The sequence below is a fragment of the Shewanella eurypsychrophilus genome, from assembly GCF_007004545.3.
Lineage (GTDB): Bacteria > Pseudomonadota > Gammaproteobacteria > Enterobacterales > Shewanellaceae > Shewanella > Shewanella eurypsychrophilus.
This window is the reverse complement of record NZ_CP045503.2, coordinates 4,593,530-4,605,761: the sequence shown is the minus strand read 5'-3', so window position 1 is coordinate 4,605,761 and position 12,232 is coordinate 4,593,530. Positions and strand designations below refer to the sequence as shown.

The 12,232-nt window shown below is 46.4% G+C and carries 8 protein-coding genes; 5 read left to right on the top strand and 3 right to left on the bottom strand.

The window, feature by feature from the left end; translation table 11 throughout:
- Position 1 precedes the first annotated feature (1 nt).
- The 4 genes from FM038_RS19685 to FM038_RS19670 all read left to right on the top strand — a co-directional run bounded on the left by FM038_RS19685 (position 2) and on the right by FM038_RS19670 (position 5,052).
- Complete coding sequence (locus FM038_RS19685; RefSeq protein WP_142871569.1) at positions 2-1,912, top strand: adenylate/guanylate cyclase domain-containing protein; 1,911 nt, start codon at positions 2-4, stop codon at positions 1,910-1,912.
- Between the two features lie 7 nt (positions 1,913-1,919).
- The gene (locus FM038_RS19680) at positions 1,920-2,387 is read left to right on the top strand and encodes a hypothetical protein (protein ID WP_223292916.1); all 468 of its coding nucleotides are present in this window, start codon (positions 1,920-1,922) and stop codon (positions 2,385-2,387) included.
- Positions 2,384-3,238, top strand: a complete 855-nt coding sequence (locus tag FM038_RS19675; protein WP_142871571.1) for a M48 family metalloprotease — start codon at positions 2,384-2,386, stop codon at positions 3,236-3,238. Before FM038_RS19680 ends, FM038_RS19675 begins: the two co-directional genes overlap by 4 nt.
- 326 nt (positions 3,239-3,564) lie before the next feature.
- Positions 3,565-5,052 (top strand): carbon starvation CstA family protein, encoded by a 1,488-nt coding sequence (locus FM038_RS19670; protein ID WP_142871572.1) that lies wholly within the window; start codon positions 3,565-3,567, stop codon positions 5,050-5,052.
- A 293-nt stretch (positions 5,053-5,345) separates the two neighbouring features.
- On the opposite strand, the gene FM038_RS19665 is transcribed toward FM038_RS19670, so the two are convergent.
- The 3 genes from FM038_RS19665 to FM038_RS19655 all read right to left on the bottom strand — a co-directional run bounded on the left by FM038_RS19665 (position 5,346) and on the right by FM038_RS19655 (position 10,696).
- A complete protein-coding gene (locus tag FM038_RS19665) occupies positions 5,346-5,624 on the bottom strand; it encodes a peptidylprolyl isomerase (protein WP_142871573.1) in 279 nt (92 codons plus the stop codon).
- Positions 5,625-6,251: 627 nt separating this feature from the next.
- The gene (locus FM038_RS19660) at positions 6,252-9,377 is read right to left on the bottom strand and encodes an efflux RND transporter permease subunit (RefSeq protein ID WP_142871574.1); all 3,126 of its coding nucleotides are present in this window, start codon (positions 9,375-9,377) and stop codon (positions 6,252-6,254) included.
- Entirely contained in the window at positions 9,374-10,696 is a 1,323-nt protein-coding gene (locus FM038_RS19655; protein ID WP_142871575.1) for an efflux RND transporter periplasmic adaptor subunit, read from the bottom strand. Before FM038_RS19655 ends, FM038_RS19660 begins: the two co-directional genes overlap by 4 nt.
- A 453-nt stretch (positions 10,697-11,149) precedes the next feature.
- On the opposite strand from FM038_RS19655, the gene FM038_RS19650 reads away from it, so the two are divergent.
- Positions 11,150-11,686 carry a sigma-70 family RNA polymerase sigma factor gene (locus tag FM038_RS19650; RefSeq protein WP_142871576.1) on the top strand — a complete coding sequence of 179 codons (537 nt, stop codon included), beginning with the start codon at positions 11,150-11,152 and terminating at the stop codon, positions 11,684-11,686.
- Positions 11,687-12,232: the final 546 nt, after the last annotated feature.

Here is a 12,232-nt window from a genome sequence, read left to right as displayed (position 1 = left end):
GATGATTAAAATTAGCCATTTCCTCAACGGGTTCAGCCTATTTTTCTTACTACTAGTTTGCTTAGAAAGTCTTTGGTTGCAGGTGTTTATGCCTTTGGAGCTTGGGCTGTCTGATCTTTTCGTTAAAATTCACGCGCAAAATAGGCTACCAGATCCAGATATTGTTATCGTTAATATAGATGATGCCAGTTTGGCGCGAATGGAAGATAAGGTCGGCAGTTGGTTTTGGCCTAGATCTGTACATGGAGAGATGATTGAGGGGATCAGCAAGCAGCAGCCCAAGGCTATAGTGTTTGATCTTTCATTTGTTGAGCGAGATCTCTACCGCCCACAGAGTGATGTCATGTTTAATCAGGCCTTGGAAGGTAAGGATAATATATTTTTTGCCTTAGTCAGGCTCCCACCAGAGCAAGATGGTAATGGCCCAGAGTTGACTCAGGTTGCGGAACTACTCGGGCTTACAAAAACAGCGCAAGCTAATCTCAGTGCGAGGGCTGCCCTAATGCCGCCTTTAGCGGTCGATACTCAATACTGGCGACTAGGCACGGTTAATTTTCTTAATGACAGTGATGGCGTTGGCCGCAAATATCATGTGATCAATAATTTGCATGGCTGGTTATTACCTTCGCTGCCAGCAAAAGTGGTCGGTGACTTAGGTTATCCAGTACCTGATCTCGATCATATTACCCTGTCGTGGCGTGGGGCGAAAAATCCTTATCGGCGTATCGCTTATGCCGACCTCTATGATGATTTTAATCGACAATTCCCCTTGCGAGATCCCACTGAGTTAGCAGGCAAAATCGTTATAATAGGAACTGATGCATCGGCGCTGCATGATATTAGGGTGACGCCTATCGATAGCCTCTACTCTGGGTTAGATATTCTTGCTACAGCGATAGAGAACCTAAAAAATCAGACCTATATGACGCTAGTGCCACAATGGGGATATCTGTTGATAAGTGTGGGTGCGATTGCCTGTGTTTACCTCTGTTTTCTCGTCAGGCTTAATGCCGTCTCTGTTGGGGTAACGCTCATAGGTGTCACAGCGATTGCCTTATTCTCCAGTTACATTTTCTTAAGTCAGCTTGTCTTGCTCTACCTGCTGACTCCTCTGTTATTCGTTTGGTCGTATTACTTTTCATTAGCCCTGCGAGAATATTTTCTTGAGCGACAGTCGAGAAAAAAAGCGGTGAGGCTATTCAGTCGCTTCGTCGATCCTCAGGTTGTGAAGGAGCTCATCACCACCGAGGGCTTGAGCCGTGAGGGAGAGAGCCGTGAAGTCTCGGTACTGTTTTCTGATATTCGTGGTTTTACTAGTTTGTCAGAAAACCGCTCTCCCCAAGAGGTAGTGAGTTTATTGAACCGTTATTTCACCCTGCAAGTTGCAGTGGTGTTTAAGCATGGCGGCTCGTTAGATAAGTTTATCGGTGATTGCATTATGGCTTTTTGGGGAGCGCCATTAGATGACGCCAAGCATGCCGAACATGCCGTGAGTGCGGCGTTGGAAATGGCGGAGGTACTGCAAGATTTTAAGAAAGAACTTAAGCAAGAGTCAGGTGATCGCGATGCCGACTTTGATGTGGGCATAGGGATCCATTCGGGTCCAGCTGTCGTGGGCTTGATTGGCTCTGATCAGCGTAAAGAATACACCGCCATTGGCGATACAGTTAATTTAGCCAGCAGAATAGAAGGGTTAACTAAAGGGGTTTCTCGAATCTTAATTTCGAGAGACACCATGAACCTTTGTGCTGACCACTTTGATTTCACGCCTTTCGGCTCCTATAAAGTCAAAGGCCGGGCGCAGGAGGTTGAGCTTTTCAGTCCGGCACAGAGAGGGTCAAATGAAGCGAGTATTGATAAAGAGGAAGGTAAAGTCACTTTGGTTACTGCTGTTGTTAATGACAATAAGTAGCGCTGTAATGAGTCAACATAAGGCCAGTGTCGTGCGTGATACTGAACTGAAAAATAAGCCCTTTTCCGATGCTGTTACACTCAAAGTGTTAGAGGAGTCGATAAATCTTGATGTGATATCTAGGCAATCGAGTTGGCTTGAGGTGCAGGTTGAATCGCTCACAGGTTGGGTGAAGATGTTTAGCGTCCGTTACACGGGACAGGTCTTGCAGACAGAAGACGCGTTTTCCGGTACTAAACAGGTATTTAACTTAATCACTACGGGAAGTAGCGGCAGTACAGTCACTACGGCATCTCGTGGCCTCGATGAGAACAGTTTTTTAAACCCCAATCCCAATCCCAGAGCGTTTGAGATGATGCAAACCTTTAATGTTTCCCAAGATGATGCCAAGTCATTTGCTCAAGAGAAAAGTTTGAAACAGCAGCAGCAAGAGTATGTAAGTGATTCAGTAAATGCTGCGGGAGATAAGTCATGAAACGTTTTAATTACTGTTTACCCATTCTGCTCTCCTTTGCTGTGTGCACGGGCTGCTCGACTCAAGGTCTAGTGATAAATAATATCGATATAGGTAAGAGCCTGTCAGCCATAGGTCATACTTCTGATGCCTTGACTGAGGTGGATGAAAAAGCGGAGATCCTGCTAGGGCAACAGATAGCCACTAACTTACTGGGCGTGGCGCCCTTGCTACAAAACCAAGAGGTACAAGGATATGTTAATCGTGTCGGCCGTTGGGTGAGTATGCATTCGGAGCGTCCAGAGTTGCCCTGGACCTTCGCCGTACTCGATGACATGAGCATCAACGCCTTTGCAGTGCCCGGTGGCTATGTAGTGATCACCAAAGGCTTGTTACTTAGGCTCAATAACGAGGCTGAACTAGCTGGCGTGCTGGGGCATGAAATATCCCATGTGTTGCGTAAGCACCATCTCAATGCGCTAAAAAAGGCCAGTGGTATGAATGCACTGTCTGACATCACCAGTGTTGTCTTAACAGCGAAAGAGGAAGACACACAATCGGTTAAACTTATCACTGCGGGTACGGAGATATATACCCGAGGGTTAGATAAAGGTGATGAGTTTGAGTCAGATGTCATGGGCGTTGTACTCGCGGCGAGGGCGGGTTATGACCCTTATGGTTTGCCAGCGGTCTTGCAAAGCTTGCAGGTGATAAACCCCGATGATGCGGGTATTAGTATGATGTTCAAAACCCATCCCTCATTTGACGACAGGCTGTTACGTTTAGACAACGAGATGAACCATCGCTTTGATAAATTTGATAAGCAGCCATCCGTTCAGCAGAGGTTTATGCAGGCATTAGCGAGCCTTTAAATAGATAGAATCGACTTAAAGAGAACTGACTTAGATAAAAGCAAAGGTTACTCAGTCGAGATTATTTTGCTGTTAATGTTAATCGTAAATAATCAAAGGCGCTAGGTTTGCGCCTTTGTTGTTTTTAGGTGTGAAAAGGTATAACGGCTACGATGTTTTAAAGTATTTACAATTGCTCAGAACCCCACCTGCACTAAGGTGTAGCCTACTTCAAGCCCGACCTTGGTATAACATATTGTAACTTGACCTAGTGTCTCAACTGGCAGACACTCGTAACCGAACTTGTACCATGTATTTACCCTATAAAAGTATGGATGATAATAAAAATGCTAATATTCTTTATCTGTATTGCGCTCTTGGTACTCGCCTACAAGTTTTACAGTCCCTTTGTAGAACGTCAGGCGGGAATCGATCCCAATGCGAAAACCCCACAAGCTCGCTTCGAAGATGGTGTTGACTATGTCAAAGTTCATCCGGTTAAAGCTTACCTTATTCAGTTTCTAAACGTTGCCGGTGTTGGCCCAATATTCGGTCCAATCCTTGGCGCCTTGTATGGCCCTATTGCGCTGGTTTGGATTGTGCTGGGTAACATCATAGGTGGCGCCGTTCACGATTACTTCTCTGGTGTGTTGAGCATCAAAGAGGATGGTAAGAGTTTACCTGAGATCGCTGGGCACTATTTCAATGTCTACTTTAAAGGCGTGATGCTGGTTTTCACCGCCATGCTGCTGTTTTTTGTTGGCGTAGTCTTCATCATGAGCCCAGCGGGCTTGTTGAGTAACTTAGATTACTTTGAAGGCACCATCTTTGCGAATAACACCTTCTGGGTGTTGGCGATTTTAGCCTACTACTTCTTCGCAACTATGCTGCCAATCGATAAAATCATCACCAAGTTGTATCCACTCTTTGGTCTGTTGATGATAGTGATGACAGTGTCTATCGCGGTTGCCTTGATGGTCAGTGCGCCTCAGCTGCCTGAGATGGGAGATATTTTTGCCTACTTTGACCATAGTCATTACAACAATGACCTGTTGGCGCCAAATCCTGATGGCTTGCCCGTATGGCCATTGCTATTTGTGACCATTACCTGTGGTGCTATCAGTGGTTTCCACTCGACTCAAGCACCAATCATGGCACGCTGCCTGACTAACGAGAAGTATGTTCGTCCCGTTTACTACGGCGCTATGATGTCTGAAGGTATTGTTGCTTGTGTATGGGCAATGGCGGGTATCGCGGCCTTCCCAGGTGGCTACATCGAGCTAAAAGAACTGCTTGATCAAGGTGGGCCGGGCATGGTGGTTAACCAAGTCGCTACCACTTACCTAGGTGTTGCTGGTGGTATTATGGCAATTATCGCTGTGGCTATCTTCCCTATCACATCAGGGGATACGGCCTTTAGATCATTACGCTTAACGGTTATCGATGCTTTTAAGATCCCTCAAAGTATTCGAAATCGCTTGCTAGTGGCTGTGCCTATTTTAGTCATCGCCTACTTTATGACTAAAATCGATTTCACGCTTATTTGGCGCTACTTTGCCTTCTCCAATATGCTGCTTTCAACCAGTGTACTCTGGTTAGCGACTAAGTATTTGTTTGATAGAGGCACCTTCCATTGGATCGTGAGTTTACCCGCAATCATAGGGACGAGTATCACAGTCTCTTACATTATGACAGCTGGTATTGGACTCGGTTTGCCTCAATCTCTGAGCCAACCTGTCGGTATCGGGGTGGCTATAGTTTCTCTGATTGGCCTTATCTTGGCCCATCTAAAGCGTAAAGGTGCAGCAAAGCCTGAAGCTGAGTCAGAAAATTAAGCTAGCTTCTTAATCTGATAAAAAAAGGGCGATACTCAGTGTCGCCCTTTTTTTTGGCTTGAAGATGGTACTCACAGTCACGCAGCGACGCTCTTTCTCCTAAAGCTTCGAGTGACGAGAACGTTTGCAAGCTCACTACGAGAGCGCCAACAAGTTGGCTGCGAGGAAAGAGCAAAAGCTTGTTCTCGCTTTCTCGCTTTCTCGAAGCAACGGAGTTGCGAACTCGTAGTGACGAAGTCACGGACTCGAAGACCGAAGGTCGCTCTCGCAGTCGCGCAGCGACGTTCTCTCTTTTAAGTCCTGTATAAAACCTTGATCACATGCCAACCGAACTTGGTCTTAACTAGGTGCGGGGTTATCAACTCACCGGTAAAGCAGACCTTATCGAATGGCGGTACCATCGAGCCTTTCTTGAACTCGCCTAAGCTGCCGCCTTTCTTGCCTGACGGGCAGTTAGAGTGCTTCTTGGCTAGCACATCAAATTTGGCACCTTTTTGAAGTTGCTTGATGATGTCTTCGGCTTGTTCTTTGTGCTTGACCAAAATATGTAATGCTGCAGCGGTTCTTGCCATGGTGTCTGTCTTTGTGTCGAGAGTTAAAGGATTATTATACCATCGAGCCAAGGTTTTTAGCTACGAGCTACGAGATCAGCTCCGCTGCGAGGAAAGTATGTAGGAGCTGCTTTAGCTGCGAATAAAGGCTGCGAAGCAAAAACGATTCACCACGAGGGTGAGTATGACGCGAGTCATAATCTTACGAACGAGAGCAAAGGATTGCGATCTGGCTTGTAGATATGGATATCGTCCAGAGAACACGAAGAAAGACAAAGCTAGTTATTATCTTTACCTCCGTGATCTTCGTGTAGCGCAGCGCTCCGTAGTGAGTATGAGTTTTATATTTTTTAGCTTTTATGCAGGGGCATGATTCTCCCGGCTAAAGCCGGTCCTACAAATGAGCTTCCCGTATCTCAATTTTTTATGTAGGAGCTGCTTTAGCTGCGAATCAAGGACATTCTCGAAGGAACGAAGTTCCTTCCTCGTTCCTCGAAGCAGCTTTGCTGCGTACTCGAAGGCGCTCTTCAGCCGCCCTCGCTTCCTCGCTTCCTCGCTTCCTCGCTTCCTCGCTTCCTCGCTTCCTCGCTTCCTCGCTTCCTCGCTTCCTCGCTTCCTCGCTTCCTCGCTTCCTCGCTTCCTCGCTTCCTAGCCCGTCACAGCTTCTTCATCCCTTAACTCTTGATGCTTACGTATCAAGCCAAAGTCGGCCAAGATGGCGTAAGCACAAGGAATGGCGAACAGTACCAGTAGCGTAGATGCGAAAATACCAAACACGATTGAGATAACCAGGGGTTTGACGACCTGTGCTTGTAAACTGGTCTCTAATAGCAGTGGCAGCAGACCCGCAGCCGTAGTGAGCGAAGTTAAAAATACCGCCCTAAACCGCTCTCTACTGGCATTGACCACAGCTTCATGTACGCTGTCGCCCTCATTGATATGGTGCCGTATATATTGCACCAGCAGTATCGAATCATTCACCACTATGCCCGCCAAGGAGACAAAGCCCATGACCGAGGGCATAGACATGCTATAACCCAGTAGATAGTGTCCCCAGATCACCCCAATTAACGCCAGAGGGATCGCTAACATGACCACAAATGGCTCGATATAACTGCGGAACTGAAAGCTTAGGATGGCGAATAGACCAAACATGCCGATGATAAATCCTTGCGCCATCGATGAGCCAGTTTTAGCACTCTCTTTGGCTGAGCCCTCGAAGTTGATGCGCAGATTAGGATAATCTTGTGCCAGCTTAGGCAGAAACTCGTTATTGGTCTTAGCCAAGATCTCATTGCCATTAGCAGTGCGATTATCAACTTGGCCAAACACAGTAACGGTTCTCAGGCTATCTATACGCTGAATCCGCACAAAAGAGCGCTCAAAGGAGAGGTTAGCAATGGCTGATAAAGGTAACTGTTTGCCATCGGCTAACATGATGGGGAAGTTGGACAGAGCTTGAAGATCGCCCGCCTCCCGCATGTTAAGCCTCACCTCAATCTTGATATTTTCAGGGCCTACTTGGATCTCATCGGCAGTTTGACCATAAAAGGCGCTTCGAAGCTGGTTAGCAATCGTCTGGCCATCGACGCCATAGGTCTCAGCACCGGGCTTAAGGCTGACCAATATCTCCTCTTTACCGGGGCGCATATCATCCATGATGCCATTGACCCCTGCAAACTCACCCAGATAGCTTTGCAGCTCAACCGATGCCATCTTAAGGGAGTCGATATCATCACTTTGCAGGCGGATCTCAATATCTCGTCCACCTGGGCCCATTTGAGGTTGAGTAAATACCATTGACAAAGGCGCGGCATGCTTGCCCATATTGTTACGCCATGCACTGATAAACTCTTCGATTAATGAGTTGCGCACTTCGGCTGTGAGCAGATCTAACCGCACTGTTGCAACGTGAGGGCCGGATTCGCCCGCATCGGCATTAAAGTTAAATCGTGCGGTAACATGATTGAGCAGAGGCGCTGGCTCATCATTGTCTTGGGTAAACTGCTCAGCGGTTTGTTTCGCTGTTTCAATCAGTTCATCGACCAGCTTTTGCGTCTCACTTAAGCTAGAACCTGGAGGCAATATCAATCTGGCTTCGGCAACATTACCATCGAGTTCAGGGAAGGGCACAAATTTAACCATACCGCCGACCAGCAGCGCAATGGAGAGAAGCAAAACACCGAAGGTGATGCCGACCGTGGCGTAGCGCCACTTAACGGTGAAGCTGACAGCGCGGACTAACTCATTGTTTTTAAAATGATCAAAACGGGCGAGAAACTTCTGTTTAAATTGCAGTGCTTCGCGCTCCTTATGGTGTTTAGACAGGGAGTGATTAAGGTGGTTGGGTAGAATTAAAAACGCTTCTACCAGGCTGATAATAAGCACCATGATAAGCACAGTTGGCACTGCTGCGAGTACCGCGCCCATCTGGCCATCGAGGAAAAGTAGATTACCGAAAATGAGTACGGTAGTGATAAAAGAGGAGATGACCCCAGGCGCGACCTTTTTTACCCCTTCGGACACAGCCTTGTGGGGAGGCAGCCCTTTATCAACATGGGCCGCAATCGACTCAGCAATGACGATGGCATCATCCATCATGATGCCAATCGCCATCAATAAACCGACTAGACTCATGATATTGATAGAAACGCCAAACAGGCTCATCAGGAATAAGCCGCCCATAAAGGCGACAGGAAGACCGGCAGACACCCAAAATGAGTATCTTAGGGAGAAAAATAACCACATGGTAAAGAAGACCAAAACGATACCTTGAGCGCCATTGCTCAGCATCATGTTGAGCCTGTCTTTTAGCAGAGAAGACATATCATTGGTTAAGGTTAGCGTTACCCCTAGTGGCGCGACTAAGCGTTCAGCTTCAACAAAAGCCTTTACGCGGTCCTTAATTCTTAAGGCATCTTCGGCCTTGTTTTTCTTGATGTTTAATATGGCTGCGCTGGTACCGTCGAAGCTGATCTTCTCCTCATCCAGAGCAAAGCGGTCGGTGATGGTCGCGATATCACCGAGCCTGACCTGGCTGCCATTACTGTTAGACGAGATAATAGTTGAGGCGAGTTCTGTTGGTGTGACTTTACGTTCATCGAATCGTATCAGCAGGTTTTTATCTTTAAGCTCAATATTACCCGCTGGCATTTTTACGTTCTGTCGACCCACTTTATCGGCGATATCACCTGCGGTGAGCCCCATGCGTCTCATATCGACTTGGTTAAGCTCAATACGAATTTGATGAGCTGAGAAACCAGATACTTCGACTAAACCTACACCATAATCAATTTTTAAACGGCGTTTTAGATCTTCGGCATAGGCTTTCAGATCTGGCATGCTGGCATCGGCTGAAATGGCGATATCAACCACACGTTCGGCCCAATCTAACTCCTTAACTATGGGAGGTTCAATCTGAGCTGGAAAGTCTTTGATTGCATTAATCTGAGTCTGAACATCGACCAAGCTACGGCCCATATCGGCTTCTGAGGTCATCTTCAGTGTCAGTGTGCCTATTCCCTCCTGGGCATCACATTTTACCTCTTCAACATTATCGAGCCCATCGACAGCGTCTTCCATTCTTAGGCAGAGACTCTCCTCAACTTCCAAAGGAGATGCCCCAGGGTAGACCACTGATGCAGTGATATAAGGGGGAGCAAATTCAGGAAAGGTTTCACGTTTTATCTGGCCAACGCTGGTGATCCCCATCAATAGCAGGGTGAGCATCATCAGATTGGCAATAGTGGGGTGACGAGTGAAATATTCTATCACTTGGCATTCTCCACAGCGGTGGCGGTTAGCTGCTCAGGTGTGATTAAGGCCATACCGGCAACCGCAGGGATCAGATCATTGAGAATTAATCGATCGCCTTGATGTATATCACCCGCAACAGCGACCATTTCGTCACGTCTGAACAGCACCTCTACGGCAACAATTTTTAAGGCATTTTCCTTGGTCATCAGATAGATCTTATCGCCATGAAGGGCTTTTTCTGTCACCACAAACTGCTCTGAACCAGCACCTTCAATGGTGGTTGAGACAAACATTCCATTAGTTAATGGTGGTTTTAGAGGCAGTTTTAACTGTTTAACCCCTTGGTCCACTTCAACATAAACACCCACAGTAGCCTGTTCAGGGTCGACAGTTTCAGAGACGCGAGTGACACTTCCTGGCCAGTCAAAGTTAAGTCCCGACGCGTTCAGCCTAATATTGGCTTGCAGAGAGAGCCGCTCGATATTTGGCAGCTTGTCGCTGGTGGTGACTCGGCCAATACTGCGCATCAGTATGCTCATGTCCGTGAGTGACAGCTCAGCTTTTATCTCAACCTTACCTAGCCTATGGGCTGCTAGCATCATTTCACCGGTTGTGACTACTTGATCGACTTCGATATTGACCTCAGCAATACGTGCATCATAGGGCAAGATCACTCGGGTATTATCCAGATGGCGCTGTGCATCTTGCTCTTGTGCAATATCAACTTGAAGCTGGGCTTCGGTTACCAAGCGGTCTTCTGGTAGAAGTCTGAGTGAACTCTGTAGATCTTGTACCAGTTTTCGCTGTACCAAAAGCGCCTGCTTTTGTCCCTCGACATCTGAGCTTGAGACCAAGTTACGTTTTTTCAGCGTCTGCTTTCTTTGATATTCTTGATCGACCAGTAGTAGTTTTTGGTCCTCAATCTCTAAGCTCATCTTTAGATTGAGCTCCTCCTGAGTACTGCGGCTTAATTTAGCTTTGGTCGCACTGATATTAGCCTGAGCTTGGGCAAGCTTGAGTTGATACTCGAGGGGGTCTATCGTAAGCAGTAGTGTCCCTTTGGGAAGTAAACGACCGCTTTCTAGTTGCGGGTTTCGATAGGTAAGCTTACCGCTGACCTGAGCGACACCTTGCCAAATATGCTTAGGAGAAACTCTTCCAAAACCAGTGACTTTCGGTGCTATTGTCATTTTATTTAGCGACACTATATCAACGAGTCTTGCATTACTGTGCTCACTGACCACAGGAGGAGCAGGCTTTAATAGCACAGCTAAGATAAGGGCCAGAATGCCGAGAGCAACACCAGGGATCAGTAGGCGCTTTTTGTTTTCAATCATGGAAGGGATCCTGTTTAGCATATGTAAAGTAAGCCTTGCTGTAGAGATGCATGTGATTGCGCAAATAGACAGGAATGTATCGACTTAGTTCTGTAAATTATATTTCAATTTTTCTTATGTGGAGGATATAGCAAATAAAATAGTAATAGCTTGACCTGCGCCTCCCTACGTCATAATAGTTGACGCGGGTTTAATTGTTGAAACCTTTTAGTTTATCTGGAGTGTAAATTATTTACTTATTGGCATATTCCAGCGCCAAAAGGCGCACTTGTCTTTTGCATTAAATCTATCGCATTGACAGGTCTGGATTGCTCATGTCACTTCTTTTATTACTTTTGTAGACAATTTTGCATCCTTTTGAGTTGTTGTTCGTCTACTCTAAAAATAGTCGTTCATTTAGGCTAGAATCCTTGCTCTTTTAGACAAGAGCTTTAGTCGTTGTTAGGAGTTTTCATGCAGCAAGTTGCGGCGCAGGCGTTTTCGCAATACCAGAGTGAGTTATTGGCATTTATCAATCGTAAAATCAGCCATAAAGAGGATGCGCAAGATATTCTCAGTGCCGTTTTTATTAAGCTATTACAGCAGACTGATGCACCGGACTCTCCCATTGCTTGGCTTTATCAAGTGACTAAAAATGCCATCATAGATTATTACCGCACCCGTCGCCCTAATGAGGAATTACCCCAAGACCTTATCGCTGAGTCAAGGGAAGAGAGTGCTTTTTCTGAGATGAGCGTGTGTATGAAACCTATGGTGATGACCTTAGATGAGAAGTATCGAGATGTGCTCCTGCTTAGCGAAATAGAGGGGATGAAGCAAAAAGCGGTTGCCGAGCGACTTAACTTGAGCCTTCCAGCTGTGAAGTCTCGAGTGCTGAGAGGTAGAGAGTTGTTGGCTGCCAGCTTAGTGACTTGTTGTGCTCCTGTGATTAATGCCAAGGGCAAAGTTGATGATTTTCTTCCGCCTAAAAAATCTTGTGGTAAGTGCTAGTCTGAATGCTAGTAGCAAGATGGTCAGTATCTAAATTTCATCATTTTCTCTTAAAATAGTTAAAGCTTTTGCATCCTTTTTTTAAAGCATTCGTCTTTTCAGGTATATGAGTCATAAAGGTGCCTGTTGCACCGACTATTTTACCCGGAGAATGTATGAGCGATAAAACTCAACCATGTTGCACTAATAGTAAAAGCGTGTGCTGTGTTACAGAGAGTACTTGTTGTAGCACAGTGGGTGACGTGGCATCTTGCTGCCCTTCTGATACCCAGTGTTGTGCCGATAGCGAAAATACTTGTTGTAAAAGTCAGTGTGATTGCACCTGCACGCCTGATGAGGCCAGTGGCGACGGAAAGTGCACCTGTAATTGTAAGTCTGATGAGTGCAAATGTACCTGCGTATGTGAACGTTGTGATTCGGATGGCTGCACCTGTCAATGTACTAGCCACAAAGATGACGCTTGCTGTAAGGGGGACTCTTCCAAGGCGGCCTGTTGCTAGTTAGCCGTTAAATTCAATAAAGCCCGCTTTGAGATAAGTGGGCTTT

What these genes read in the sequence shown, in the direction of transcription:
- FM038_RS19685 (WP_142871569.1), top strand. Translation starts at nt 2, where the DNA reads ATGATTAAAATTAGCCATTTCCTCAACGGGTTCAGCCTATTTTTCTTA.
- FM038_RS19680 (WP_223292916.1), top strand. Translation starts at nt 1,920, where the DNA reads ATGAGTCAACATAAGGCCAGTGTCGTGCGTGATACTGAACTGAAAAAT.
- FM038_RS19675 (WP_142871571.1), top strand. Translation starts at nt 2,384, where the DNA reads ATGAAACGTTTTAATTACTGTTTACCCATTCTGCTCTCCTTTGCTGTG.
- FM038_RS19670 (WP_142871572.1), top strand. Translation starts at nt 3,565, where the DNA reads ATGCTAATATTCTTTATCTGTATTGCGCTCTTGGTACTCGCCTACAAG.
- FM038_RS19665 (WP_142871573.1), bottom strand. Translation starts at nt 5,624, where the DNA reads ATGGCAAGAACCGCTGCAGCATTACATATTTTGGTCAAGCACAAAGAA.
- FM038_RS19655 (WP_142871575.1), bottom strand. Translation starts at nt 10,696, where the DNA reads ATGATTGAAAACAAAAAGCGCCTACTGATCCCTGGTGTTGCTCTCGGC.
- FM038_RS19650 (WP_142871576.1), top strand. Translation starts at nt 11,150, where the DNA reads ATGCAGCAAGTTGCGGCGCAGGCGTTTTCGCAATACCAGAGTGAGTTA.